This window comes from Winogradskyella rapida (genome assembly GCF_042675845.1).
GTDB classification, from domain to species: Bacteria; Bacteroidota; Bacteroidia; order Flavobacteriales; family Flavobacteriaceae; genus Winogradskyella; species Winogradskyella rapida.
This window is the reverse complement of the sequence record NZ_JBHTKM010000063.1, coordinates 289198-314660: the sequence shown is the minus strand read 5'-3', so window position 1 is coordinate 314660 and position 25463 is coordinate 289198. Positions and strand designations below refer to the sequence as shown.

Sequence of the window (25463 nt, the reverse complement as noted above, 5' to 3'; positions counted from 1 at the left end):
AACATTCTATTTGACTTATTAACAAGTATGATTTTTGTCATGTTTTGAGGTTTTAGGATCCCTAGCTTTGTATATATCCTATTAAAAAACTCAAAATATATTCGATTATGCATGATGCTGCTTTAATCTCAAAATCAATTTCTTATCAAGATGTTTTAAATTCTACTTTAGCGTATTTTAATCAAGATGAACTTGCTGCAACGACATGGATTAACAAGTATTGCTTAAAGGATAGGCAGGGCCATTATTTGGAAAAATCGCCAGACGATATGCATAAGCGTATGGCTAAAGAATTTGGTAAAATTGAAGAGCACTACAGGCAGAAAGAAACTAGTTTAGAAAATTTATCGGCCTACGGAAAACGTAGAGCACCTTTAGATGAGTCTAAAATTTACCAGCTTTTTAAAGATTTTAAATACGTTATACCACAAGGCAGCGTTATGTTTGGTTTGGGGAATCAGGAGGTAATTGCTTCCCTATCCAATTGTATTGTGGTGCCTTCTGTTTTAGATTCCTATGGTGGCGTATGTCATACCGATGAGCAGTTGGCGCAATTGTTTAAACGCCGTTGTGGTGTTGGTGTCGATTTGTCCGAGTTAAGACCCAAAGATGCTTTGGTTTCTAATGCTGCTGGGACTACCACCGGAGCAGTCTCGTTTATGGAACGCTTTTCTAACACCACAAGAGAGGTAGCTCAAAACGGTAGGCGAGGAGCGTTAATGCTTACTATGGATGTAAAACATCCCGATATTGAAGATTTTATTACCGTAAAGCAAGATTTATCAAAGATTACAGGCGCTAACATCTCCATACGGCTGTCTGATGAGTTTATGCAAGCCGTTATTGACAACACAAGCTTTACACTGCAATGGCCTATTGCTAGTAAAACACCAGAATACACCAAAGTGATTGAGGCCAAAACCTTATGGCAAAAGATTATTACCTGTGCCCATAATACCGCAGAACCGGGATTGATTTTTTGGGACCGCCAACACCATTATTCTACATCTTCCGTATATCCTGAATTTAAAAATAGCTCCACCAATCCTTGTTCAGAAATAGCCATGCAAGGTGGTGATAGTTGCCGTCTAATTGCCCTTAATTTATTCAGTTTTGTTGAGGATCCATTTACGGAAAAGGCGAAATTCGATTTTAAGAAATTCTACGAAATTACTTATGAATCGCAACGCCTTATGGATGATTTGGTGGATTTAGAGCTGAAGGCTGTAAAACGAATTTTAGATAAAATTAATGCCGATCCGGAGCCAGATGCCATAAAACGAAATGAGAAAGACCTGTGGAATCTTCTTGCTGAAACCGGAAAGAAAGGCCGAAGAACAGGTTTAGGGTTTACCGCTTTAGCAGATGCTATTGCTGCTTTAGGTCTTAAATTTGACACTGATGCTGCCTTAGAAGTTGTTGAAGAAATTATGAAAACTAAAATGACGGCGGAGTTTGAGAGTAGTATTGATATGGCCATTACCAGAGGCGCATTTGACGTCTTTAATAGGAATATTGAAGATACTTCAGAGTTTGTGCAAATGTTGGCTAGCGACTTTCCTGAAATCTATACGAGAATGATGGACCACGGTCGCCGAAACATTTCCTTAAGTACCGTGGCCCCTACAGGGTCGTTAAGTATGTTGGCTCAAGTGTCTTCTGGTATTGAACCTGTATTTTTACTGTCTTATGTAAGACGACGTAAAGTAAATACCCAAAATGAAAAGGCTAAAGTTGATTTTGTGGACGATTTAGGTGATGCTTTTGAAGAGTTTACCGTCTATCATAAAAAGTTTGAAACTTGGATGCAGACTACTGGCAAAACAGCGATTTCTGAAAGCCCTTATGCGGGGGCTACAGCTACAGAGATTGACTGGAAAAAACGCGTTGAATTACAGGCTTTGGTACAGAAATATACCACACATTCTATAAGTTCAACCATTAATTTGGCGGCAGATGTGAGTGTAGATTTGGTGGGAGCGATATATATAGAATCTTGGCGAAAAGGTTTAAAAGGGATTACCGTTTATAGAGATGGCTCTCGTAGTGGTATTTTAGTTGCAACGACTGATGATAAGGCTGAAAAAAAATCATCGGAGTCTACAGCAACCTTAATTGCCAAACGACCAACTAAAATTGAAGCTGAAATAGTTCGGTTTAATAACGAGACCGAACAATGGTTAGCGGTCATTGGTTTAGTTGATGGCCGACCGTATGAAATTTTTACGGGACAAATGAAAGATGCGTTTAATTTGCCACAATGGGTAGAGCATGGTTGGGTGATAAAACAACGTAATGAGGACGGAACATCGCGATACGATTTTCAATATATAGATCAAGAAGGGTATAAAATTACTATTGAAGGCTTGTCTCGATCGTTTAATAAAGAGTTTTGGAATTACGCCAAACTCATTTCAGGAGTCTTGCGTCATGGTATGCCAATACCGTATGTGGTGGATTTAATTCATAATTTAAATTTATACGACAGCCATATTAATACTTGGAAAAATGGTGTGGCAAGAGCTTTAAAACGATTTGTGCCCGAAGGGGCAGAAGCTGTGGATAAAAAATGTCCGAGTTGCGAGGATCCTGAAGGCTTAATTTATGAAGAAGGTTGTTTAAAATGTAAAAGCTGCGGCTACTCTAAATGTGGCTAGGCGATTATAGTTAATATCAAGCTTATAATGGAAACTAAAAAAGGCCTCATCTTATAATACGAGATGAGGTTTTTTTATGCTAAGAATTCGTCTTAAATTTGAAAGACCGATCTCTAAATGACAAGGATTTGAATCTCGCAGAAGCCCATATCTTAAAACAAGAAGAGCCGTATAAATCTATTATGCTGCAATTGCAGATCTTAATAGAACACACACTGCCTGAAGCTAAGTTGCTGTACAAATGGGGCATGCTTTGTTATTATATTGAAAAAAAGCCCATTTGTTATCTTCATAAAAGTAAAGATTTTGTGGATGTTGGTTTTTGGCATGCTGCACACTTACCTAAACAGTGGGATCCTTATTTAATTAGCGAAAAACGTAAAGTTGTAAAGTCCTTACGTTATAAAACACTTAACGCTCTTGATGATGTGGTTTTTATTTCAATATTAAAAGCACTAGAAAAAGTGCAGGTGAAGGGGTTTTATAAGAAAAATTAGTTGTCTTCACCATCCATAATTCACAGTTAAATTAAAATAAGGTTTTAAAAGTTTTGGTTAAATCCTCTGCCGATCATCACCCAATCTTTGAGTGGCGCTGTGTAAAGTTATTTCACCAAAAACACCCCCAAAAACACCGCTAAAAAGCCAACTACAAAACTAGCAATAGTGTAGAGGGCAAAGGTCATAAAATCTCCAGTTTTTAAGAACATATGGTTCTCATAAGCAAAGGTAGAAAAGGTGGTAAATCCACCGCAAAATCCGGTTGCTAAGAGTAGGGTTTGACTTTGAGATAAAGTTTCATTTTTAGCCGCCAAGCCCAAGAAGATACCTATAAGTAAACTTCCTAAAATATTAGCCGCAAAAGTGCCATAGGGAATTCCGGTTTCAGGACTATTAAGCCATTTTCCGATGATAAAGCGCAATACACTGCCTAAACCACCACCTAGAAATACAAGGATAAATTGTTTCAATGTTTTATGAATTATGGAGTTTCAAACCTAATGATAGGAGATTTATTTTACAGCAACGTAAATTTCTGTTTTCCAATGAGCAGGGTTAGGGTGGGTGTCTGGACTTGTAAGATACGTTTCAAGCATTGGTCCACTTTCATCAAGTTCTAAATTTTGTTCTTTTATATAGGTCATGGTCGCCTCCCAAGCGGCTTTCAAATGACTATAATCACCAGTTAAAACAGTTTTTACGGTTTTAAAAGATTCCAATTGGCCCGTTAAAATATGTGGCGCTTCAGAAATAACACGTGAGTTTGTAGGAATACATGCCGAGAAAATGACAGCGTTATTGTCTTCGTCCCATTTGTGGTAATATATAAAAGGTTGTCCTGCTCTACTAATGTTATGGGTTAACGCATAAGACCCAACCTGCCCTAAGGTGGTTTTCATGTTTGCTTCAAAATCACTTAATTTACAAGAGGTGGTATTATAAAGGTAATACCCGCCACTATGTTGGGTGAGGCCTTCAACCTCAATACTGTAAACTTTCATCTCCGCTTGCACAACACTATCTAACTTTTCAAGTCCTCTTTCATAATCCGGACCAATTTGTTTGTCCATTCCGCCAGAGAAGGCCATATACATTTTAAATCCAAAAGGTAAATCCTTTCCTGAAATCCGCCAAGTGACGTCTGTAGTTCCATCATCATTAGGCTTAAATTCCCAATGCACATCAGACGTTGGGTAGGTTCCAAATTGTAGTTCTTGGGTTATCGACTGCTTTGGGTTAGCGGCTGTAGTTTCCATCCGTCCTTGCTCGCCATCGGCATTCCATTTATAAGAACCACCAACACCTTGAGTTTGTTCGCCTAAAACAATATTAATATCCGGATTTTCTTCAATCCAAGCACTCCACGCAGACCAGTTTTTAAAATCGATAACATTATCATACACCACCTCATGCGGGGCATTTATTGTTCTCGTCCTACTTACTTCAAAAGAATTGGGCTGTACAGCAACATAGATAGAGAGGCCAATAACTAAGATTAACACTAACAATAAGATGTATTTCAATGCTTTCATTTCTAGGGATGGTTTTAAGTGGTTTATCAAATATAGTCATTTTATGATATGTGATATTAGTATTACATTTGTGAATAACCAAAAATGTATCAAATGAATTTAAAATCATTATTGAAAATTTGTCTTTTGGCTTTATTTATAGTCGCATGTAAAAATGAAGTCAAAGATTCAAAAGAAGAAATTACTCAGGTTGTTGAAGTTGAAAAAGTAGACTTTGATTATACGGTTGAGGAATTTTCGGATATCAAAATATTAAGATATCAAATCCCAGGTTGGGATAACTTAAGCTTAAAGGAACAAAAGCTCGTTTATTATTTAACGCAAGCAGGTTTAGCGGGGCGCGATATTATGTGGGATCAAAATTACCGTCATAATCTAAAAATCAGAACCGCTTTAGAAAATGTTTACAATAGCTATGACGGGGATAAGTCTACAGACGACTGGGCTAATTTTGAAACCTACTTAAAACGTGTTTGGTTTAGTAATGGTATTCATCATCATTATTCTAATGCTAAAATGAAGCCCGATTTTACGGCAGCCTATTTAAAAGAATTATTAGCGACAACCGATACCACTTTAGAAGGTGAATCTTTTGATGTGTTGTTTAATACTGAAGATAGCAAAAAGGTGAACCAAGCTAAAGGTGTGGATAATGTTTTAGAATCTGCGGTAAACTTTTACGCTCCAGATATTACCAATAAAGATGTTGCGGATTTTTATAAAACTAAGGTTTCTCCAAATCCAGAAAAGCCATTGTCTTACGGCTTAAATTCTAAGTTGGTAAAAGAAAATGGTGTAGTAAAAGAACGCGTTTATAAATCAGGAGGTTTATATGGTTCTGCTATTGATGAAATTATAAAATGGTTAGAAAAAGCTCAGGGTGTTGCTGAAAATGAGGCTCAGGCTGAGGCTTTAGGCTTATTAATTGCCTACTATAAAACAGGTGATTTACAAACTTGGGATGATTATAACGTGGCTTGGACTGCGGCAACAGAAGGAAATATAGACTACATTAATAGTTTTATTGAGGTGTATAACGATCCTTTAGGATACAGAGGATCTTATGAAAGTATTATTCAAATTAATGATTTTGATATGTCTGAAAAAATGGCGGTACTTTCTAAAAACGCACAATGGTTTGAGGACCATTCGCCATTAATGGAAGCTCACAAAAAAGATAGTGTTGTTGGGGTAACCTATAAGGTGGTTAATGTGGCTGGAGAAGCTGGAGATGCCTCACCAAGTACGCCTATTGGTGTTAATTTACCAAATGCCAATTGGATTAGAGCTGCCGTTGGAAGTAAATCGGTGTCCTTAGGAAATATCATTAATGCGTATAATAATGCAGGTGGTACAGGACGTTTAAAAGAATTTGCTCATGATGAAGAAGAAGTTCAGTTAGAAGAAGAGTACGGGCAATTAGCCGATAAATTACACACGGCATTGCACGAAGTTATTGGTCATGCATCCGGACAATTAAATCCTGGTGTTGGTGAAACTAAAGAAACTCTTAAAACCTATGCTTCAACCTTAGAAGAAGGACGTGCTGATTTAGTTGGTTTGTATTTTCTTTACAATCCTAAATTACAAGAATTAGGTTTGGTTGAAGACTGGAAAAAAGTTGGTAAAGCGGCTTATGACGGTTACATTAGAAATGGCTTGATGACACAATTAATTCGTTTAGATTTAGGGGATGATGTGGAAGAAGCACATATGAGAAACAGACAATGGGTTTCAGCTTGGGCCTTTGAAAAAGGTAAAGACGATAATGTTATTGAAAAAGTAACTAAAGATGGAAAAACCTATTTTAATATCAATGATTACGAAAAGTTACATGAGCTTTTTGGTGACTTGTTAAGAGAAACGCAACGTATTAAATCTGAAGGTGATTACGAAGCTGTACAAGCTTTAGTTGAAGGTTATGGGGTTAAGGTTGATCAGGAGATTCACGCTGAAGTTCTAGAGCGTAATAAACAATTTCCTTCGCCTCCTTATAGCGGATTTGTAAATCCGGTGTTAGTTCCTGAAACGAATAATGAAGGTGAAATTACAGCGATAAAAGTTACACAACCTGAAACTTTTGCGGGACAGATGTTAAATTACAGTAAGGACTATAGTTTTCTTCCTGTAGAGAACTAGAACGCGTCTAGCTCTAAAATTTTAAAAAGCACTTACAATTCTGTAAGTGCTTTTTTTATGCACTAAAATGATGCTGTTTTGTAAAGTGCAGTATTTTAGGTGCTCATAAGTGGATATCAGATGTTTTTCAAAATATTGGGTATCTTTAAAACTTTAAACTTGAGGTTAGCCTTGGTTACTAGACATGGAAAAAAATGTTAAGCTTTTAATTTTTTTTAAGTGAAGTGAAATTAAATGCGAAAGAAGGAGACCAAATAGGGACAAGTACTAATGTTTATTAGGTGTAGCCTTTTAAACGCGTAGTACAGCTTTTTCCTAAGGCTTCAACATTAGTTTAAGAATACATTTATCTCATAAAACTGTAAAAATAATGCACAGCAAAACATCGTATTTAATAGTAAGATTGGCTCTAGGATTGAGCATGTTCGGTCATGGATTAGTTCGCTTACCTAAGTTAGAAGCCTTTAGTCAAGGTCTTGTAAAATCTTTTGAAAACTCCATGATGCCTGAGGTTCTTACCTTACCATTCAGTTACATCTTACCCTTTGGGGAACTTATTTTTGGAGCCTTGCTTGTTATCGGACTCTTTACAAGAGTTGCCGTTCTTGGTATTGCGGCTATTTTACTCGCTTTAATTTTTGGGTCTACTTTGGTTGAAAACTGGGGCGCCATTACAGCGCAATTAGTTCATGTGGCTTTTGTAGCTTACTTAAGTCATCATATAAAAGACAATTCTTGTGCTTTAGACCGCTTCATCTATAAGAACTAGACGAAACCGGCCTCACTTTTAAAGCTTCAAAAACTAGACAAAGCCTTTGGTCGTTGTCATGACTTGTGACTGCCTTGTTTTTTTGTTGAAAAAAGATCCCTTAAAACTTACGTTGAGGTTTTAGTTGAATGCTATTAGTAAAGCCATAAGGATAAATATAAAACCTGAAATTTGATTTAGACGCACCCCTGCTTTAGGGTGCCTTTTAAATTGTTCGGAAAATTGGCCCGCAAAGAAGGTTAAAGACAGATACCAAACCACACCGATAGCGGCGAAACTAAGCCCTAATAACATAAACGGAATCGGATTTTCTAAGGCATTAGGATTGATAAATTGCGGAAATAGCGCTAAAAAGAATAATGCAACTTTCGGATTTAAGAGGTTGGTGATAAATCCGGACCAAAAATCATTTTTCTGTTTTTTTACGGGTTTAAGTTCCGACTCTACAGCGATGAGAGATTGTTGTGTTTTTAGACTAACAATACCCATATATAAAAGATAAAGTGCGCCTAAATATTTAATAATCATAAAGGCGTATGCCGATTTTGCCATTAAAACCGTAAATCCTAAAGCGGCAAATAAAGTATGGACTAGGATTCCTGAGTTGATGCCTAAGGTGGCATGTATTCCAGATTTCTTTCCCTGACTGATAGATTTGTTTAAAACAAATATGGTGTCTATACCTGGAGTAATGGTAAATATAAAGGCCGTAACTAAAAAGGTGATAAAATTCTCGATACCCATAACGAATCCATTTAAATGATGTGATTATTCCGGACAAAGGAAATGCTTTGTTAGCGTTTAAAAAATACATATTTTTGATTGACTAATGCTAAAAATGCATTAATTATGACGACACAACAAATTAAGTATTTTTTAGAATTAGCGAACCTTCTACATTTCTGGAATACAGCAGAGAAGCTGTCCATTTCTCAATCTACATTAAGTCGACAAATACAAGCTTTAGAAGAGGAGTTAGATTTAAAACTTTTAGAACGCGATAAACGCAATGTAAAATTAACGGCGGCAGGGCAATTTTTAAAGGAGCATTGGACCATCACTATTAATGAGTTAGATCGGCTGCATCTTCAAGCAAAAAAAATTGATGTAGGGACGTCTGGAGTTATTTCTTTGGCCTATCCGGGATCTATTTCTTCTGGTTTTTTACCTCAACTCATGCGTGTGCTTACACAAGAAATGCCAGAGTTAAAAATTGAATTGACGGAACCTACTGATTTAAATCATGAAAAATTAATTCTAGATTATCATATTGATATCGCCATTAGCCGTGATGAGATTTTAAATCCTACCATACAATCCAAAAAGTTGTATGCTGAACCTATTTGCTTGGTTGTGCCAAAGGATCACTGGGTAAATGCAATTAATTTTACGGATTTAAAAATGGTTGAAAATGAAAACTTTATAATTTCAGCCTTACATAATACCACCTATTTTTCAAGTCTTTTGCGTGATGTTTTTAAGCAACATAACGTGGAGCCTAAAACCACAATTGAGTCTGATTTTGGAAGTGTGATTCTTAATTTGGTCGCCCAATCTTTAGGGGTTTCCATTTTGCCTTATGCCTTTAAGTCGGCTAATAATAAAGCAGTACGGTTTATAGAATTACCTCACACTGTTGATTTGTATATCAATTGGCGACGGCACGACCCTAATAGCATCATAAAACGTATTGTAACTTGTTCTGAAGCCCTCGGTAAGGAATACATATCCTAATTGAAACCAATTGGATTAAGAATTTTTATAGCAAGAAAAGGTTGAGTTAATGAAGTAGAGCTTCTAAAGCGGGTTGTATATTGGCATATTTAAACACGTAACCTTCAGCTTCTATTTTTTGAGAACTGACACGTTGACTTTCAAAAAGTAAAATATGCATCTCTCCTAAGATGATTTTCATAGCGAATTCAGGAATGTTAGGGAGTAATAACGGACGATTTAAAATCCCTGCCGCAATCTTAGTGAGTTCTTCGTTACTTACGGGATTGGGAGCAACGCCATTATAGACGCCTTCAAACTGTTCTTCCACAGCAAAAATAAATAAGGCCGCTAAATCTTTAAGATGAATCCAGCTTTGCCACTGTTTCCCACTACCAAATGCAGCTCCTACACCATAAGAAATAGGTTTTACCATTTGGGGTAAGGCACCTCCGTCTTTAGCTAAAACTAATCCGATTCTAATTTTAGCAACTTTACAATCTATAGATTTAAATTCATCTACAGCAGCTTCCCATTGGTGTACAACTTTTCCTAAAAAGCTTTCTGAAACTTCCGTGTTCGTTTCTTCGTAATAATGAACTAAACTACTTGTGTAAATACCAATGGCACTCGCAGAAACAATTTGCTTAATGTTGTAATTGTATAATTTTGCAGTTTTTAATAATAACGCTGCGGTTTCAGTCCGACTGTTAAGAATAACTTTTTTATAATCTTCCGTCCAACGTTTAGAGATTGAGGCCCCTACTAAATTAATGATAGCATCCACGCCTTCAAAGCAAAAATGATCAATTTCATTGGCTCTAGGATTCCAATAAAAACCTTTATAATGTTCCTCTGTGCTTAGTTTAGATTTTGAAGTGGTTAAGTAATGAACCTTGATGCCTTTATCATGACATTGTTTTACAATTTCTTGTCCAATTAACCCTGTAGCTCCTGTAATTAAAACGGTCATGTTCCTTTTTAGGTAAAGGTACAAAATGATGTTTGGAGTGCGATAAAGTTTACATTCTATTTAACGTTTTGATAGTGAAAGGAATGCGTTTGTTTTCTCTTATTTTAAGCAAAAAAGAGAACTTAAGTGTTCGTATTTTATGCGCTTTAAAGGTGTTTAGGCTTCAGATGGTTTTGTGGCTCTTAGCATTTCACGTTTGCCTGGAGGTCCAGGGAGACGCTCTACAATAAAGCCAACAGCTTGCATGGCACGTCTTACGCTACCTTTAGCTGAGTAAGTGACCAAAACACCATTAGCTTTTAAGGCCGAAAACATAATAGAAAATATGGTTTCCGTCCATAAATCAGGCTGAACCCGAGCGCCAAAAGCATCAAAATAAATGAGGTCAAACTGTGATTTTGCCGTAATATCTTTAAAGAATTTCTGTTGTTTCTCTAACTGAAACCTTGGAGTAATCTCGCAAGGTGTTTCCCATGGGGTTTGATGTAGTTCGTTAAAAATCGCGGTATGCGCTTTAGAAATTAAGTCGCTATAATTAAGTTGGTTGACTTCTTCAAGTTCTACAGGGTAGGCTTCAACGCCTACATAATCGATGTTTAATTCTAAATTTTCAGCTTCAATAACAGTTAAAAAAGCATTAAGAGCGGTACCAAAACCAATCTCTAAAATGCTTAAATCTTTTGAAGTTTTATGTTGAAGTCTAGATTCCGAAAAGAAATGCAAACCATGTTTTATAAAAACATGATTTGCCTCTTGTATGGCGCCATGAATGGAGTGGTATTGCTCGTTCCATTCTTCAATTTGTATGGTTTTAGAACCATCTGACGTTGTAATAATATTTCTTTTCAAACTCTATGGAATCAGTAATTTTTTAATCTTCGGAATAGGTCCGGTACAAACCGTTTTATGGCAACTAATACAGTTTGTAATGGCTGTATTGTAACGTTCTTTTAAATTGGTTTGTAAAACGGTGTCTGCCACCGCCTCTTGAGAGGTGATAAAAGTCGTTGCAAAATGCTCCCAATTTTCATGGCGTTGTTTCCCTTTAGTCATTTCTGCCGAGTGTAAAGTCAGCAAATCTAATGGTAATAAACTTGGGGTTTCTCCGGCTACAATTTCATTTTTCAATTGCATATTGTAGGCGTACATGGCATTCATAAAATTAGCCATTTCCGAGGCTTGGTACATCTCGTAGCGCACTTTTTTTGGCGCTGGGGCCTCCTTGCTTTCTACTTTATTGGTGCAGCTAAAAAGCGTAAACAATAAAAGTCCAGAAAGGGTTATGGTTTTATTCTTTAAGTAAAACGCCATCAGCTTCAAAACGGTATTCAAATTTAGGTTCAGTGATCGCTGCAATTTCTTCTTCAGACTTTCCAGCGTCTTCAGCATAATGTCTTAATTCGTCTACAGGTGTTTCGGTAACAAAGGCTTTTCCGTTAACCACAACATCTCCTTCAGCATTTAACGGCATAAAGAAACCGTAATCTTTAAACTTTACCATAACAGGGGCATCACCTTCAAGATCTAAAGTCATCCAACACCCTTTGCTAGAACACACTTCAAGAATTTTACCTTTCATCTTGGCATTTACCGTATCTCCAACTTTTAAGTTTTTATAATGTACCATCATACGTTCTGCAGAAAGCGCATCGGTATCATTTATGTCTTTTCCAAAGGAAGCGTAAGCAATTTCAGGTGTAGTCGTTTCAATAGGAGCTGTTTCGGCTGTTTTAGTTTCGTTTTTACAAGAAAACAGACTAGCAGTAATTGCGAAAAGTAAAATTGTTTTTTTCATTTGGAAAATTTTTTGAATTGATTTGTTATTGTTTCACAAATTTAGACAATTTAAGGGAATATAACCTTTTATTAAAGCTGCTGATTATGTACTTTTGTTGGAAAATCATACATAATCATGACGCATTACACCGATAAAATCAGCATTGAAACTTCTAAAACTTCTAAAATAGATACCGTAGATTTTAACAATTTAGACTTTGGTCGTTTGTTTACAGACCACATGTTTGTCTGTGATTATGAAGATGGAAAATGGCAAACTCCTAAAGTTATGCCTTATCAAGCGATGACATTTGAACCTTCTGCACGTGTATTTCATTATGGTCAGGCCGTTTTTGAAGGGATGAAAGCTTATAAAGACGATGAAGGAAAAGTCTTTTTGTTTAGACCTAAGGCTAACTTTGACCGTATTAATAAATCATCAGAACGATTAGCAATGCCAGCTTTTCCGGAGAATTATTTCTTTGAAGGTTTAGAAGCTTTACTTAAATTAGATAGCGACTGGATTCAACCAGGAGTGGGAAACTCTTTATACTTACGTCCGTTTATTATTGCAACAGAACCGGCAATTTCGGCTTCACCAGCTAATAATTACAGATTTATGATTATTTGTTCGCCAGCAAAATCGTATTACAACGCCCCAGTTCGTGTTTTAATTGCTGAAGAATATAGTCGTTCTGCCGATGGTGGTGTTGGGTTTGCTAAAGCAGCCGGAAATTACGCGGCACAGTTTTACCCAACAAGTTTAGCCCAAGAAAAAGGATTTCAGCAAATCATATGGACCGATGCTAGCACCCATAGCTTTCTTGAAGAAGCAGGAACAATGAATGTGTTTTTTAGAGTGGGTGATAAGTTGATTACCGCCCCAACAAGCGACCGTATTTTAGATGGGGTGACTCGTAAAAGTATGTTGCAATTGGCAGAAGACTTAGGAATTACTTGCGAAGTTAGACGTGTTACTGTTGAGGAAATTAAAACAGCCGCTAAAGAAGGAGAGTTAAAAGAAATCTTCGGTACAGGAACTGCAGCCGTAATTAGTGTTATTTCTGCTTTTGAGCATAAAGGCGAATTATTTGAGATTCCAGAAATTGAAGATTCTTACGCAAAACTTTTCAAGAAAACCTTGTTAGAAATACAACACAATATCTCTGAAGACAAGCACAACTGGAGATACGAAATAAAATAAATTTAGACTTTAAGTCCATAAAAAAAGCAGCCTATTTAGGCTGCTTTTTTATTTAGGATTCTAATATGGCTTTAATATGAGGTTTAAAATAATTTGGCCCCTTTAAAACCTTACCGTCTTCACGATAAATAGGTTCGCCATCAGCGCCAAGTTTACTCATATTACTACGTTGTATTTCAGCAAAGACTTCTTCAATTTTATGTTGCATGCCGTGTTCTATAATAGTACCACATAAAATATAAAGCATATCGCCCAAAGCATCAGCAACCTCTACAAGGTCATTCGCATTTGCGGCTTCTAAATACTCCTCATTTTCTTCGCGCATTAATTTATAACGAAGCATATTTTTTTCCATGCCTAAGTCGGCTTTAGGAGTTTCGCGATGTCCTATTTTAAAGGCCGTATGAAAAGCTTTTACCGCATCAATTTTGTCTTGCATAGTTCTTGGTTTATTTGTGTACTAATCCGTATTTTTGCATAAAAATAAGAAGATGTTTAGTACTGGTCAATTGATTTTTGGAATATTATTTTTTATTGCTTTCGTCATTGTGATCGCTTTTCAGTACCGTAAAGATCTTCAACTTCACAAAATATTCTATAAAGGAACATTCTGGGTTCTTCTTGCTTTTATTGGCTTTATAGGTATGATTGCTGCCATAAAATTCATTTTTATGTAATGAATTTAAAGTCATAACTTTAGTTTTTTCAGTGTCAATCTTTTTTTTATAACTTTAGTTGGGTAAAAATACCGTGTATTGGGTATGGTATAATGGGTTTATAAAGTGCACTTTTGTGTATAAAGCTTTTTATTCTGAATACGCATAGCATTACCGATTGCTCAGTATGTGGTTTATTATAATGAACCATTATCTGTTTAAAATAAACCCTCATTGAGATTGAAGCGCTTTTATAAAAACCCTAAAGATGTCATGCCTAGTTGTAACACTTACTATAGTCGTATTGTTTGCTTTTTATTGCTCCCCTTATTAAGCTTCAGTCAAAGCCAATCTAAAGCGTCCTTATTAGGGATTTGGCACAATAACAAGTTGCCCGATACAGCAAGAGCAACGGCCTATCATAACTATATTTCTAAATATTATTTTGAAAGTAAAACCGATAGCGCCTACGCCATGACTTTAGATTTGTTAGATTTTACAAATGCCAAGGCGCTTAGGGAGCAAAAAGCCGATGTGTTGCTGCTTTTAGGACGTATAGAACATGTGTTTGGTGAAAATAGCAAAGCTTCAAATCACTTCGGAACAAGTTTAAAAATTTATAAAGATTTAAAAAATGTTAGAGGTCAAGCCAATGCTATAAATAATTTAGGAGTGTCATACCGTAAGGTGTATAATTTAGATGAAGCAAAAAAGTATTACGAACATTCTTTGGCCCTTGCAGAGACCATTAAGGACACGGTTTTAATGGCTCAAGTTTTAGTCAATATCGGAAATATCTATGGGTGGCGCTATAAATCTGATGATGCGATTAGTTATTATGAAAAAAGTTTAAAACTGTCTCGTGCTATAAATCACAAACAGAAAATAGCCTTAGGCTTAATTAATGTTAGTAATGCTTACATCCAAAAAAAGGAGTTTCCGTTGGCTAATCGTTACATTAATGAAGCTATTTCTATTGGGGAATCTGAGGGGAACTACAATACCTTAACCCATGCTTATAGTGTGCTTGCTATGATGTATTACAAACAAAAACGCTATGACGAATTGATTGAGGCGGCTAATCAATGTCTTTTTTATGCTGAAAAGATATCCAATCATGAAATGATTGACGGGGCTTATTTTTTCTTGTTTCAAGCGTATAAGGCGAAGCGCGATTTTGATCTCACCATAAAATATCAAGACTTAAGATTAGATCGAAGAACGACTATAGATGATATTCATGCGGTTCAAGCTTTAGAGAAAATAAAAATAGACAATCACCGTACAAAAGATAGTTTGGTGAATATTAATAAGACTCTAAAATTAGGCCTTAAGCATGAAAATGAAAAAACTAACTTGGTATTGGCTTGGGGAGGCAGTTTGTCGGCACTTTCTATCTTAACATTTGTGGTGTTTCGGAATTCTAAACGCAAACAACGTAAAGCACAGCAAGAACGCGAACAGCAAATTGCAGAAAAAGAAAAGTTGCTTAAAGAATTAGAGTTGTCTGCCATCAATGCCATGATTAAAGGCCAAGAAAAGGAGCGGCAACGCTTGGCTTCTGATTTGCACGATAGTGTTGGAGCAACCTTAGCCGCCGCAAAATTACAGTTTGAATATTTTGTGAAACAACAAGTGATGTCTCAAGATTCAGAACATTTAACCCAAAAAATCAGTGCGCTATTAGATACCGCCTATAATGAAACCCGTGTTTTGGCCCATGTAAAAAATGCAGGGGTTATGGCTAAAGATGGATTATTGCCTGCCGTTGAACGTTTGTCTAAAAATGCCTCCGGAATTAACAATTTAAAGGTCGAAGTGCAGAGTTTTGGTTTAGATCAGCGTTTAGAAAATGCTTTAGAAATTGCAATATTTAGAATTATTCAAGAGTTGGTGACCAATATAATAAAGCACGCCAAAGCAACCCACGCTATTGTACACCTTACTAATCATGATAATAAACTTAATATAATGATTGAAGATAATGGTGTTGGTTTTGATCCCAAACAGTTACCCAAAGCTACCAAAGGGATGGGGCTAATGAGTATTGATCGACGTGTAGAACATTGGGAAGGAAACTTAACTATTGAATCTGAATTAGGAAATGGAACCACCATAATAATAGATATACCGGTATGATTAGGGTCGCTATAGCAGAAGATCATCAGTCGTTGATTGATGGCATAAAATTATTTTTAGAACAAGAGCACGATATTGAGGTTGTAGGAACTGCTAATGACGGAGAGGCCCTCCTTAAATTAGTAAAATTGAAGCAGCCTAATGTGGTGATTACAGATATTAGGATGCCAAAGTTAGACGGCATTGAAGCAACAAAATGTATTAAAGCGACTTTACCGCATACCCAGGTTTTAGCCTTTACCATGTACGACCAGAAAGCCGCCGTGAAACAGATGTTAGAAGCCGGCGTATCTGGATATTTATTGAAAAACTCTCCTTTAGATGAGGTGGTAAAAGCGGTGCGAGCCGTGTATAAAGGAGATCGGTATTACGATGCCAATATTAATGTAGAAGCTGAAGATAATAGCAATACAAAATCTAAGGGGGTGCTTACCAAGCGGCAAGTGGAAATTTTGAGATTAGTGGCGCAAGGAAAAACCTCGAGAGAAATCGCTAACGAATTGTTTATAGGAATTCATACGGTGGACACCCACCGTAAAAATATGATTAAGATTTTAGGGCTCCATGGTAAAGGGGAGTTAATGCGCTTTGCTATAGAAGCTAAATATAAATTTTCACCTTAAAAACGTCGTCTTGTGTTTTTTAAATCGATGTGTTTTAAAAGATTTATGTTTGGTTATTGGTCTGATAAATTGGTGTTTAGTCAAATTTTTAAAAGTTAATATGATAAAAATATTATCTTAAAATCGTTATTAATCAACCTTTATATATTATGAAATTAATAAAACAATGCCTTGTTTTAATGGGGATGGTCGCAATCAATTTATCCTTTGGTCAAAGTTATATTGGTCATGCTGTAGATAACTATTCGGGAATTCACGGTGTGGTCTATAATCCCGCAAATGTGGTAGGAATGCCCTTGCGAACTGATATTAATTTAACGTCAGCAAGTGTCTTTGGTGGGAGCGATTATTTTGGCATTAACCTCAGTGATATTATAAGTTCTGATGGGGGATTTGATTTTGAAGAAGACGCAGAAAAATTCCCAAGCAATACAAATAATTTTTTCTTTAATATCGATGTTGTGGGGCCGTCGTTTATGTTCAACTTAACAAAGAAAAGTAGTATTGGAGTGATTAGCCGATTACGAGGAAACCTTAATATTAATGATATCAATGGAGAACTGTATGAAGCTGTTGTAGATGATTTTGATGTTGACGAGGACTTTAGCTTTAATTCAGAACACCTTAACGGAACAATTCATGCTTGGGGAGAAATTGGTGTTGCCTACGGAAGAATTCTAGTCGATAAACCCCAACACTTCCTAAAGGGTGGGGTAACCTTAAAATACCTTATGGGAGCTGGAAGCCTCTTTCTAAGTAGTCCAGGATTACAAGGGGAATATACGGCCAGTTCAGAAACTTTAGTCACCCAAGGGCAATTAAACTACGGAACAAGTGAAGGTTTTGACAATGATGATGTTAATTTTTCCAATATTACCTCTGGTGTAGGATTGGATCTTGGGTTTACCTACCAATGGTATGACAATACTAGTGTAGACAGTTTACCAAAATATAAGCAACCTTATAAACTTAAAGTTGGGGTTTCTGTGACCGATATTGGTTCTATTAGTTACGATGATGCTAAAATTAGCCGTTACGATCTTAATGCCTCCGTAAGTACTGCAAATTATGAAGAAGATGTTGAATCGTTTTTAGAAGATAATTACGATAATATTGATATTAATGAAACAGCCACTTTACAATTGCCAACGGCCTTACATCTTTTAGTAGATTATAGATTGTCTAAAAAATGGTTTGTAAGTGCGCAAGCCGATTTGTCCATGACAAAAAAGGATTCAGAGTTGAGTAGTTCTGTTATCAATACGGCAACCGTAGCACCACGATTAGAAACTAAATGGTTTAGCTTTTATGCACCATTAAGTTTTAGACAATATGGAGATGTCTCTTTTGGTGGTGGTTTTAGATTTGGACCTTTAACGGTAGGTTCAGGCTCTGTATTTACGAACCTTTTGTCAGAGAGTTCTAAAACAACAGATGTGTATGTAGGTCTTAAAATTCCTATTTACCGGTAGTCTCAAATTAAGAAGGAGATAATTCTATAAAACAAAAAAATACCTAGTAATGGGTATTTTTTTGTTTTATAGCCTGTTGTATTTTTATCCGGTAAGAAAGCCATAAGCCAGCGGTTTGTTACAGGGTTTGGGCATGTTACGCAATGAATTAAAACTTACCTCAATCTTAAATAATATGGATTAAGCAGACCATTAAATTGAAGGATAGCGGTAGTGGGATATAAAATTTAAAAGTTAAAAAGAGATACTTTAAGATACTAAACTAGAGATGTTAGTCTTACTGAGTTGCTATTAATTGTAGGGGTATTTAGAGATATCAGTAAGTAGAAAAAGCACCTTTTAAAGGTGCTTTTTTAATGGCTAATATTCATAAAAAAAAGCAGCCTAGGTAGGCTGCTTTTTAAGTTTGTGTGATGTGTTTTAAAGCTTTTCAGCGACTAAAGAAATAGTAATTTCAATATCGTCGTTTATAAATTTGTCGCCTAAATTATCAAAAAACGATTTAGACCCGTATTTTACATTCCACTTAGAACGGTCAATCGTAAACGTTTCACTTGTTAAAGTCATTATGTCTTCCTTGTCATTAAACGTCAATTTTACAGGAAAGCTAATGTTGTTTGTAGTTTCTTTTAAAGTTAAGTTTCCAGAAAGCTGTGTTTGACCATCAGTTGTCGTTGCACCAGTCACAATAAATTTTGCATTTGGATAGGCTTGTACATCAAAAAAATCATCACTTTTTAAGTGCGTTGTTAATTTTGCATGATTGTCGTCTTCCTTAGGGAGATCTAAAACTTCGATACCATCCATGTTAATCACAAATTTCCCTGCCTCTATAGCGCCAGAATTCATATTCAGTTTTCCTGCAGCCAAAGCAATAGTTCCATGGTGTTCTCCCGTAGGTTTAAACCCTTTCCATTGAATTGTAGATAATGTAGGATTTACTTCGTAAGTAACAGCGTCAGATTTTGCTACGGCAGCAGCTTCAGCTTTATTGGTGTCTGCTTCTTTAGCTTTGTCACCACAGCTCGTAAGCGTCACAAAAGTTATTAGCGTAAAGAAATTTAAAAAGATAGTTTTCATAGTTTTGTTTTTCGATTTTAAAATTTAAAAATACAAAGATAAAAAATAGGACTTTGTTAGGTTGAAAAAAATGTTGGTGACATTTTGACATTATTATGATAATGGCAGTAATTTTGCCAATACTAATGAAAGTTAAAAAAAGAACTCAAAATGAGTAAAGAAGATAAAAATATAAATGTTGAAGATCCTAATGTTGAGGATCAAACTACGAGTAATGCCGAGGCAGACGTAGCAGAAGAAAAAAATGTAAAGTCTCCGGAAGAGCAGTTGCAAGATCAGTTAGTCGCTGAAAAAGATAAATTTATGCGTTTGTTTGCTGAATTTGAAAATTATAAAAAGCGAACAACTAAGGAGCGTATAGAGTTGTTTAAAACGGCCAGTCAAGATGTCGTTGTTGCAATGCTACCGGTTTTAGATGATTTTGAGCGTGCCTTATCACATATTGAAGAGGATAAAGAAGCAGAAGAATTAAGAAAAGGGGTTTTATTAATTTACAATAAATTAGTTAGTACCTTAGGTCAAAAAGGCTTATCTAAAATTGAGGTAAACCAAGGCGATGCCTTTGATGCCGATATCCATGAAGCGATAACACAAATTCCAGCCCCTAGTGATGATTTAAAAGGGAAAATTATAGATGTGGTTGAGCATGGTTATAAATTGGGAGAAAAAATAATTCGTTACCCTAAAGTAGTCATTGGTCAATAAATGATAGCCCAAAAGAAGACGCGTTTCTAGAAAAATACCAAGAATAAATTAGTTGATGAAAGAAGATTATTACGACATATTAGGAATCAGTAAAGGAGCCTCTGATGCTGAAATAAAAAAAGCTTATCGTAAAATGGCATTAAAGTATCATCCGGATAAAAATCCTGATAATACTGAAGCCGAAGAAAAGTTTAAAAAAGCAGCAGAAGCTTATGAGATTTTAAGTGATGCAGACAAAAAAGCACGTTACGACCAATTTGGTCACCAAGCCTTTGAAGGCGGTGCCGGAGGTGGCTTTGGCGGCGGTGGCATGAATATGGATGACATCTTCAGTCAATTTGGTGATATCTTTGGTGGCGGTGGCTTCGGCGGCGGCGGTGGTTTTAGCGGCTTTGGCGGCGGTGGTAGACAACGTGTCGTTAAAGGATCTAACCTTAGAATTCGTGTTACATTGTCTTTAGAAGACATCGCTAAAGGTGTTGAAAAGAAAATAAAAGTTAAGCGAAAAATTAAAGCGACAGGAACCACGTACAAAACATGTGGAACTTGTGGTGGGTCTGGTCAAGTAACCCGTGTTACAAATACCATCTTAGGTAGAATGCAAACGGCCTCACCTTGTCAGACTTGTGGAGGTTCAGGGCAAACTATAGATAAAAAGCCTGCTGATGCAGATGCTCACGGTTTAAAAGTTTCTGATGAAACGGTAACCGTTAAAATTCCTGCAGGAGTTGTTGATGGAATGCAGCTTAAAGTAACCGGTAAAGGTAACGATGCCCCAGGTAACGGTATTGCTGGTGACTTATTAGTAGCCATTCAAGAAGAAGAACACCCTACATTAAAACGTGAAGGTGATAACTTGCATTACGATATGTATGTGAGCTTGCCAGATGCGGTTTTAGGGAACTCTAAAGAGATTGATACCGTAACCGGAAAAGTGCGTATTAAGATTGAGCCAGGTGTACAATCTGGTAAAATTTTAAGACTTCGTGGTAAAGGAATTCCAAGTATCAATGGTTACGGCGGCGGTGATTTACTAGTGCATGTAAATGTTTGGACACCAAAGACTTTGAATAAAAAACAAAAAGCCTTTTTTGAAAGTATGAAAGACGATGAGCATTTTGAACCTAAACCAGAAAGCTCTGATAAATCTTTTTTTGAAAAGGTAAAAGATATGTTTTCATAAAAGGTCTCTATTGAATAAAAATTAGTATATTTGAATTATCGCTAATCTTATTAGCGGTAATTTTTCTTTTTCATAGCAATTTTTTCCCATCCTTATCTAACCATGAGGGTGGGTTTTGTTTTTTAGACCCTATGAGATTCTCTAAATGCCTCTTGTAGGGGCTTTACATCTCTATCGGACCTCACTTTAATAACCAAAAGAGTTAAAGAAAAATGGATAAAGAACATAAATTGTGGGGTTTGGCTATAAAAGAATCTCTAACATTTAATATCTTTACAGACTAACCATACCTAAAAACTTAGATCTCTATGAATGACTTATTAGTTGCTAATTCCGTCTCTAAAAACTTCGGAAATTTTAAAGCACTAAATGAAGTATCTATTGCAGTGCCAAAAGGTAGTATTTTTGGTTTACTTGGACCAAACGGTGCTGGTAAAACCACATTAATACGTATTATCAATCAAATTACAATGCCAGACACGGGGTCTGTTTTATTGGACGGACAACCTTTAAAAACAGAACATATACGCGATATTGGCTACCTGCCCGAAGAGCGTGGCTTATATAAATCCATGAAAGTAGGGGAGCAGTGCTTGTATTTGGCGCAGTTAAAAGGGCTAACCAAAACAGAAGCCAAAACCCGTTTAAAATATTGGTTTGATAAATTGGATATTGGCGATTGGTGGAATAAAAAAATACAAGAACTTAGTAAGGGTCAAGCGCAAAAAATACAATTTATTGTGACGGTTCTGCATCAACCTAAACTATTAATTTTTGATGAGCCGTTCTCGGGTTTCGATCCTATTAATGCCAATTTAATTAAAGACGAAATTTTACAATTAAGAGATGAAGGGGCTACGGTAATTTTCTCAACACACCGTATGGAGTCTGTAGAGGAATTATGCGATCATATTGCTCTAATTCATAAGTCTAATAAAATTTTAGACGGACGCTTAAACGATATTAAACGCCAATATAAAACCAATACGTTTGAAGTTGGTATGGCCTCATTGCAACCCGAAAAAGTTTGTTCAGAAATAAGAGAGAAATTTGAAGTGCTTCCGGCAACATTTAAAAATTTGAATGACGATATTAAGTTGAATATAAAGATAGATCAACAAACCTCACCTAATGATTTGCTATCATTTTTAACCAGCAAAGCTGAGGTCCATCATTTTATGGAAGTAATTCCATCGGCCAGTGATATTTTTATTCAAACAATAAAAAATAACTAATAATGAACCATTTACCATTAATAGTAAAACGGGAATATATTACCAAGGTAAGAAACAAGTCGTTTATAATCATGACTTTTCTAAGTCCGCTAATTATGATAGCGCTTATTGCTGTTGTTGCTTATTTATCGCAATTAAATAACGAAAAACAGCGAAGTATTTCAATTTTAGATGAAACCGGTTATCTCAGTGAAGTGTTTCAAGATACCGAGCATACCAATTACACCTATCTCAATGGCCTCAGTTTAGAAGATGCCACCACTTTAGTAAAAGAGAAGGAGGACTATGGTTTACTGTATATATCTAAAGCCAATTCACTTGATGATGTAGAAGGCCATGTTAAGTTTTATTCTGAAGATTCACCTTCCTTGAGTATCATTTCAGGTTTAGAACGCCAAATTGAAAAACGTCTTAAAGAAAAGAAGTTAGAATTAGATGGCGTTACTATGGCTCAAATTGAAGCTTCTCAAACTAATATTGAAATTGCACAAGAGAGCTTTGATGGTCAGAAAAGTTCTAAAATCGATAACATTGTTAAGTTGGCCTTTGGGGGGGCAGCGGGTTATCTGCTTTTCATGTTTATTATCATTTACGGAAACATGATTATGCGTAGCGTTATTGAAGAAAAAACAAGCCGGATTATTGAGGTTATTATTTCGTCTGTAAAACCTATTCAGTTAATGATGGGGAAAATTATCGGAACCTCATTAGCAGGAATTACTCAATTTATTATTTGGGTTATTTTAGGAGGTGTGTTACTCTTTGTGGTGTCGGCCATATTTGGTATCGACCTTGGTCAAGTACAATCGCCTCAACAAGAAATGGTAAACCAAGCTATGCAAGCGGGAGGTCCTCAGGTTATGGCCGAAAATTTAATCACGGCAATTAGCAATTTACCACTCGCTAATTTAATTGTGGCCTTTTTGTTTTTCTTTATTGGCGGCTATTTGTTATACAGTTCTTTGTATGCCGCTATTGGAGCCGCTGTAGATAATGAAACCGATACACAGCAATTTATGTTACCAATTTTAATGCCGCTAATATTAGCTGTATATGTTGGCGTGTTTACGGTGATTGAAGATCCTCACGGAACGGTTTCTACCGTATTTTCATTTATACCATTAACGTCTCCAGTAGTGATGCTTATGCGTATTCCTTTTGGAGTGCCAGTTTGGCAACAAATATTATCCTTAGTCTTATTAATAGGAACCTTTGTTTTAGCAGTTTGGTTTGCGGCTAAAATTTATAGGGTTGGAATTTTAATGTATGGAAAGAAGCCGAGCTATAAAGAAATTTTTAAATGGCTGAAATATTAAGGTAATGGCACAAGACCTAGAACATATCGAAGAAACCATAAGTAATAGTGGCGTTTGGGAGGCGACTAAAGCATTTCTGCAACAAAATATCGTGTTTGGCGAAAACATTAGTATTTCAATACTCGATGTTATTGTGGTGGTTACAGTCATTTTTCTCACCACGATTATTTTACGTGTCGTTCTAAAACTGATTACCAGAAATCTTCCTGATGAAAATAAGGGGAAATTTAATGTGGTTTATGGGTATTTCCGCTGGCTCATTTATGTGGTTATTTTATTTATTACTCTGCATAGTGTTGGGGTAAATGTAACCGCCGTATTTGCTGCTTCTGCTGCACTTTTAATAGGCGTTGGTTTAGCGCTTCAAACTTTGTTTCAAGATATTATCTCTGGCGTATTTATTTTAATTGATCAATCGGTACACGTAGATGATATCATTGAGCTAGAAGGTAAGGTCGGTCGTGTGGTAGAAATTAAGTTAAGAACCACAAGAGCAGTAACTATTGATAATAAAGTTTTAATCATTCCCAACCACCTGTATTTAACCAATTCCCTTTATAACTGGACACAAAACGGGGTTACCACACGAGAAAGTGTGGAAGTCGGTGTGGCCTACGGAAGTGATGTGCAATTGGTAAAAAGTTTGCTTTTAAAAGCTGCCAAATCGCATAGCCAAGTTTTACCACACCCAGAACCTAAGGTGCTGTTTACTAACTTTGGGGATAGTGCTTTAGATTTTAAAGTGGTTTTTACCTTAGGCGATAGTTTTACAGCACAGCACCCTAAGAGTGATATTCGTTTTGAAATCGATCGGCTTTTTAGAGCTAATAATATTGCCATTCCATTTCCACAACGTGACATTCATATTATAAATGATAACAATTCAAAATAATTAATATACACCACATGTCTATGAAGCTACCGAAGATTTTAATAATTCTATTTACCTTTTGTTTTTCGCAATGGGCATCAGGGCAGTTAACAGATTTGGCACGGTTAGAGTATTCCTTTATTCCTAAAACCAAATCTGGAGACCAGTACACAAGACTTAGGGCTTTGGTTAACTATCCTATTGAATTTAAAAAAGACAATTATTTAGTCATCGGCGCAGAGTATAACCGGGTCCTCCTAAATCTAGAAGATAATTATCCCTTTAATCGTGAGTTATTTGAAAGTTTAAATATCATAGATTTAAACATCGCTTATACTTTTAAAGCGAGCGAATTTTGGAGGTATGGTATAAAGTTTAATCCACGAATTGCGTCTACCTTAACGGAGCAAATTACTAAGGATGATATTTTTCTGAACGGAGGAGTGTATACGATTAATGACAGAACTGATGATGAATCTGCAGAGAAACCTTATCGTTTAATTTTAGGAATTACCTATAACTCTACCGCTGGAGTTCCTTATCCCTTACCATTTATTAGTTACTATAGACGTGTTAATGAACAATGGTCTTTTAATGCCGGAGTGCCAAAGTCTAATGTGAAATATTATTTCAACGATAAAAACATGGCACAGTTTTTTATAGGTTTAGATGGGTATATGGCTAATTTACAGCGTCCTTTAGATGTCAACGGAAAGGAAGTTGATAATATTACCATGTCTGTAGCCGTTGGAGGTTTGGGCTATGAGCACCGTATTACAGATCATATTGTGTTGTATGTATACAGTGGTTATACCGTCCGCTTTAAAAATGTGTTACGTAATGAGGATAGGGATGAAGTCTATGAATTAGACAATTTGAATTCCTATTATTTAAGAACCGGATTAAAATTTAAAATATAA

At 36.1% G+C, this 25463-nt stretch carries 25 protein-coding genes; 15 read left to right on the top strand and 10 right to left on the bottom strand.

Features of this window, described 5'->3' with window-relative positions; genetic code table 11:
• Positions 1 to 107 precede the first annotated feature (107 nt).
• Together ACFQ13_RS08830 and ACFQ13_RS08825 are read left to right on the top strand one after the other, a co-directional pair.
• Positions 108 to 2657, top strand: coding sequence for an adenosylcobalamin-dependent ribonucleoside-diphosphate reductase (locus ACFQ13_RS08830; protein WP_386116358.1), 2550 nt, complete (start codon positions 108 to 110; stop codon positions 2655 to 2657).
• A gap of 128 nt (positions 2658 to 2785) precedes the next feature.
• Entirely contained in the window at positions 2786 to 3154 is a 369-nt protein-coding gene (locus tag ACFQ13_RS08825) for a DUF1801 domain-containing protein (protein WP_386116356.1), read from the top strand.
• A gap of 107 nt (positions 3155 to 3261) precedes the next feature.
• Here ACFQ13_RS08825 and crcB read toward each other — a convergent pair whose 3' ends face one another.
• Together crcB and ACFQ13_RS08815 are read right to left on the bottom strand one after the other, a co-directional pair.
• Complete coding sequence (gene crcB, locus ACFQ13_RS08820; RefSeq protein WP_386116353.1) at positions 3262 to 3627, bottom strand: fluoride efflux transporter CrcB; 366 nt, start codon at positions 3625 to 3627, stop codon at positions 3262 to 3264.
• A gap of 42 nt (positions 3628 to 3669) precedes the next feature.
• Positions 3670 to 4689, bottom strand: coding sequence for an SRPBCC family protein (locus ACFQ13_RS08815; RefSeq protein ID WP_386116350.1), 1020 nt, complete (start codon positions 4687 to 4689; stop codon positions 3670 to 3672).
• Positions 4690 to 4782: 93 nt separating this feature from the next.
• On the opposite strand from ACFQ13_RS08815, the gene ACFQ13_RS08810 reads away from it, so the two are divergent.
• The gene (locus ACFQ13_RS08810) at positions 4783 to 6828 is read left to right on the top strand and encodes a dipeptidyl-peptidase 3 family protein (protein WP_386116348.1); all 2046 of its coding nucleotides are present in this window, start codon (positions 4783 to 4785) and stop codon (positions 6826 to 6828) included.
• A gap of 370 nt (positions 6829 to 7198) precedes the next feature.
• Positions 7199 to 7597, top strand: coding sequence for a DoxX family protein (locus ACFQ13_RS08805; RefSeq protein ID WP_386116345.1), 399 nt, complete (start codon positions 7199 to 7201; stop codon positions 7595 to 7597).
• 120 nt (positions 7598 to 7717) lie between these two features.
• Here the strand turns inward: ACFQ13_RS08805 and ACFQ13_RS08800 are convergent, their stop codons facing one another.
• Entirely contained in the window at positions 7718 to 8341 is a 624-nt protein-coding gene (locus ACFQ13_RS08800; protein ID WP_386116343.1) for a LysE family translocator, read from the bottom strand.
• Positions 8342 to 8446: 105 nt separating this feature from the next.
• Here ACFQ13_RS08800 and ACFQ13_RS08795 point away from each other — a divergent pair, with 105 nt between their 5' ends.
• On the top strand, positions 8447 to 9331 hold the full coding sequence (locus ACFQ13_RS08795) for a LysR substrate-binding domain-containing protein (protein ID WP_386116341.1): 885 nt from the start codon (positions 8447 to 8449) through the stop codon (positions 9329 to 9331).
• Positions 9332 to 9377: 46 nt separating this feature from the next.
• On the opposite strand, the gene ACFQ13_RS08790 is transcribed toward ACFQ13_RS08795, so the two are convergent.
• The 4 genes from ACFQ13_RS08790 to ACFQ13_RS08775 form a co-directional block, all read right to left on the bottom strand.
• Positions 9378 to 10283, bottom strand: coding sequence for a TIGR01777 family oxidoreductase (locus tag ACFQ13_RS08790; RefSeq protein WP_386116339.1), 906 nt, complete (start codon positions 10281 to 10283; stop codon positions 9378 to 9380).
• A gap of 156 nt (positions 10284 to 10439) precedes the next feature.
• Complete coding sequence (gene mnmD / locus ACFQ13_RS08785) at positions 10440 to 11132, bottom strand: tRNA (5-methylaminomethyl-2-thiouridine)(34)-methyltransferase MnmD (RefSeq protein ID WP_386116336.1); 693 nt, start codon at positions 11130 to 11132, stop codon at positions 10440 to 10442.
• Between the two features lie 3 nt (positions 11133 to 11135).
• Positions 11136 to 11594: a hypothetical protein gene (locus tag ACFQ13_RS08780; RefSeq protein ID WP_386116333.1), complete on the bottom strand. Its 459-nt coding sequence runs from the start codon at positions 11592 to 11594 to the stop codon at positions 11136 to 11138.
• Complete coding sequence (locus tag ACFQ13_RS08775) at positions 11572 to 12078, bottom strand: DUF4920 domain-containing protein (protein ID WP_386116330.1); 507 nt, start codon at positions 12076 to 12078, stop codon at positions 11572 to 11574. Before ACFQ13_RS08775 ends, ACFQ13_RS08780 begins: the two co-directional genes overlap by 23 nt.
• Before the next feature lie 117 nt (positions 12079 to 12195).
• Here ACFQ13_RS08775 and ACFQ13_RS08770 point away from each other — a divergent pair, with 117 nt between their 5' ends.
• Positions 12196 to 13263, top strand: coding sequence for a branched-chain amino acid aminotransferase (locus ACFQ13_RS08770; RefSeq protein WP_386116329.1), 1068 nt, complete (start codon positions 12196 to 12198; stop codon positions 13261 to 13263).
• A gap of 52 nt (positions 13264 to 13315) precedes the next feature.
• Here the strand turns inward: ACFQ13_RS08770 and ACFQ13_RS08765 are convergent, their stop codons facing one another.
• Together ACFQ13_RS08765 and ACFQ13_RS08760 are read right to left on the bottom strand one after the other, a co-directional pair.
• Positions 13316 to 13702 carry a pyrophosphohydrolase domain-containing protein gene (locus ACFQ13_RS08765; protein ID WP_114308852.1) on the bottom strand — a complete coding sequence of 129 codons (387 nt, stop codon included), beginning with the start codon at positions 13700 to 13702 and terminating at the stop codon, positions 13316 to 13318.
• 85 nt (positions 13703 to 13787) lie between these two features.
• A complete protein-coding gene (locus ACFQ13_RS08760) occupies positions 13788 to 13955 on the bottom strand; it encodes a hypothetical protein (RefSeq protein WP_386116326.1) in 168 nt (55 codons plus the stop codon).
• 198 nt (positions 13956 to 14153) lie between these two features.
• Here ACFQ13_RS08760 and ACFQ13_RS08755 point away from each other — a divergent pair, with 198 nt between their 5' ends.
• The 3 genes from ACFQ13_RS08755 (at position 14154) to ACFQ13_RS08745 (ending at position 18153) form a co-directional block, all read left to right on the top strand.
• On the top strand, positions 14154 to 16058 hold the full coding sequence (locus ACFQ13_RS08755; protein ID WP_386116324.1) for a tetratricopeptide repeat-containing sensor histidine kinase: 1905 nt from the start codon (positions 14154 to 14156) through the stop codon (positions 16056 to 16058).
• On the top strand, positions 16055 to 16681 hold the full coding sequence (locus ACFQ13_RS08750; protein WP_386116322.1) for a response regulator: 627 nt from the start codon (positions 16055 to 16057) through the stop codon (positions 16679 to 16681). The genes ACFQ13_RS08755 and ACFQ13_RS08750 overlap by 4 nt, the downstream gene beginning before the upstream one ends.
• A 149-nt stretch (positions 16682 to 16830) precedes the next feature.
• Positions 16831 to 18153, top strand: coding sequence for a DUF5723 family protein (locus ACFQ13_RS08745; protein ID WP_386116319.1), 1323 nt, complete (start codon positions 16831 to 16833; stop codon positions 18151 to 18153).
• Between the two features lie 420 nt (positions 18154 to 18573).
• Here the strand turns inward: ACFQ13_RS08745 and ACFQ13_RS08740 are convergent, their stop codons facing one another.
• The gene (locus tag ACFQ13_RS08740) at positions 18574 to 19233 is read right to left on the bottom strand and encodes a YceI family protein (RefSeq protein WP_386116316.1); all 660 of its coding nucleotides are present in this window, start codon (positions 19231 to 19233) and stop codon (positions 18574 to 18576) included.
• A 150-nt stretch (positions 19234 to 19383) separates the two neighbouring features.
• Here ACFQ13_RS08740 and ACFQ13_RS08735 point away from each other — a divergent pair, with 150 nt between their 5' ends.
• From ACFQ13_RS08735 to ACFQ13_RS08710, 6 genes are all read left to right on the top strand, one after another.
• Positions 19384 to 19938 (top strand): nucleotide exchange factor GrpE, encoded by a 555-nt coding sequence (locus ACFQ13_RS08735; RefSeq protein WP_386116314.1) that lies wholly within the window; start codon positions 19384 to 19386, stop codon positions 19936 to 19938.
• A 55-nt stretch (positions 19939 to 19993) separates the two neighbouring features.
• Positions 19994 to 21121 (top strand): molecular chaperone DnaJ, encoded by a 1128-nt coding sequence (gene dnaJ, locus ACFQ13_RS08730; RefSeq protein WP_386116311.1) that lies wholly within the window; start codon positions 19994 to 19996, stop codon positions 21119 to 21121.
• Positions 21122 to 21429: 308 nt separating this feature from the next.
• Positions 21430 to 22356, top strand: a complete 927-nt coding sequence (locus ACFQ13_RS08725) for an ABC transporter ATP-binding protein (protein ID WP_386116309.1) — start codon at positions 21430 to 21432, stop codon at positions 22354 to 22356.
• 2 nt (positions 22357 to 22358) lie between these two features.
• A complete protein-coding gene (locus ACFQ13_RS08720; protein WP_386116306.1) occupies positions 22359 to 23672 on the top strand; it encodes an ABC transporter permease in 1314 nt (437 codons plus the stop codon).
• Positions 23673 to 23676: 4 nt separating this feature from the next.
• Positions 23677 to 24564: a mechanosensitive ion channel family protein gene (locus ACFQ13_RS08715; RefSeq protein WP_386116304.1), complete on the top strand. Its 888-nt coding sequence runs from the start codon at positions 23677 to 23679 to the stop codon at positions 24562 to 24564.
• Positions 24565 to 24584: 20 nt separating this feature from the next.
• A complete protein-coding gene (locus ACFQ13_RS08710; protein WP_386116302.1) occupies positions 24585 to 25463 on the top strand; it encodes a DUF6268 family outer membrane beta-barrel protein in 879 nt (292 codons plus the stop codon).

What these genes read in the sequence shown, in the direction of transcription:
- ACFQ13_RS08810 (WP_386116348.1), top strand. Translation starts at nt 4,783, where the DNA reads ATGAATTTAAAATCATTATTGAAAATTTGTCTTTTGGCTTTATTTATA.
- ACFQ13_RS08790 (WP_386116339.1), bottom strand. Translation starts at nt 10,283, where the DNA reads ATGACCGTTTTAATTACAGGAGCTACAGGGTTAATTGGACAAGAAATT.
- ACFQ13_RS08725 (WP_386116309.1), top strand. Translation starts at nt 21,430, where the DNA reads ATGAATGACTTATTAGTTGCTAATTCCGTCTCTAAAAACTTCGGAAAT.
- ACFQ13_RS08830 (WP_386116358.1), top strand. Translation starts at nt 108, where the DNA reads ATGCATGATGCTGCTTTAATCTCAAAATCAATTTCTTATCAAGATGTT.
- ACFQ13_RS08805 (WP_386116345.1), top strand. Translation starts at nt 7,199, where the DNA reads ATGCACAGCAAAACATCGTATTTAATAGTAAGATTGGCTCTAGGATTG.
- dnaJ (WP_386116311.1), top strand. Translation starts at nt 19,994, where the DNA reads ATGAAAGAAGATTATTACGACATATTAGGAATCAGTAAAGGAGCCTCT.
- ACFQ13_RS08775 (WP_386116330.1), bottom strand. Translation starts at nt 12,078, where the DNA reads ATGAAAAAAACAATTTTACTTTTCGCAATTACTGCTAGTCTGTTTTCT.
- ACFQ13_RS08745 (WP_386116319.1), top strand. Translation starts at nt 16,831, where the DNA reads ATGAAATTAATAAAACAATGCCTTGTTTTAATGGGGATGGTCGCAATC.
- ACFQ13_RS08720 (WP_386116306.1), top strand. Translation starts at nt 22,359, where the DNA reads ATGAACCATTTACCATTAATAGTAAAACGGGAATATATTACCAAGGTA.
- ACFQ13_RS08710 (WP_386116302.1), top strand. Translation starts at nt 24,585, where the DNA reads ATGAAGCTACCGAAGATTTTAATAATTCTATTTACCTTTTGTTTTTCG.
- ACFQ13_RS08770 (WP_386116329.1), top strand. Translation starts at nt 12,196, where the DNA reads ATGACGCATTACACCGATAAAATCAGCATTGAAACTTCTAAAACTTCT.
- ACFQ13_RS08760 (WP_386116326.1), bottom strand. Translation starts at nt 13,955, where the DNA reads ATGACTTTAAATTCATTACATAAAAATGAATTTTATGGCAGCAATCAT.
- ACFQ13_RS08815 (WP_386116350.1), bottom strand. Translation starts at nt 4,689, where the DNA reads ATGAAAGCATTGAAATACATCTTATTGTTAGTGTTAATCTTAGTTATT.
- ACFQ13_RS08740 (WP_386116316.1), bottom strand. Translation starts at nt 19,233, where the DNA reads ATGAAAACTATCTTTTTAAATTTCTTTACGCTAATAACTTTTGTGACG.
- ACFQ13_RS08800 (WP_386116343.1), bottom strand. Translation starts at nt 8,341, where the DNA reads ATGGGTATCGAGAATTTTATCACCTTTTTAGTTACGGCCTTTATATTT.
- ACFQ13_RS08735 (WP_386116314.1), top strand. Translation starts at nt 19,384, where the DNA reads ATGAGTAAAGAAGATAAAAATATAAATGTTGAAGATCCTAATGTTGAG.
- ACFQ13_RS08795 (WP_386116341.1), top strand. Translation starts at nt 8,447, where the DNA reads ATGACGACACAACAAATTAAGTATTTTTTAGAATTAGCGAACCTTCTA.
- ACFQ13_RS08715 (WP_386116304.1), top strand. Translation starts at nt 23,677, where the DNA reads ATGGCACAAGACCTAGAACATATCGAAGAAACCATAAGTAATAGTGGC.
- ACFQ13_RS08765 (WP_114308852.1), bottom strand. Translation starts at nt 13,702, where the DNA reads ATGCAAGACAAAATTGATGCGGTAAAAGCTTTTCATACGGCCTTTAAA.
- ACFQ13_RS08750 (WP_386116322.1), top strand. Translation starts at nt 16,055, where the DNA reads ATGATTAGGGTCGCTATAGCAGAAGATCATCAGTCGTTGATTGATGGC.
- ACFQ13_RS08780 (WP_386116333.1), bottom strand. Translation starts at nt 11,594, where the DNA reads ATGGCGTTTTACTTAAAGAATAAAACCATAACCCTTTCTGGACTTTTA.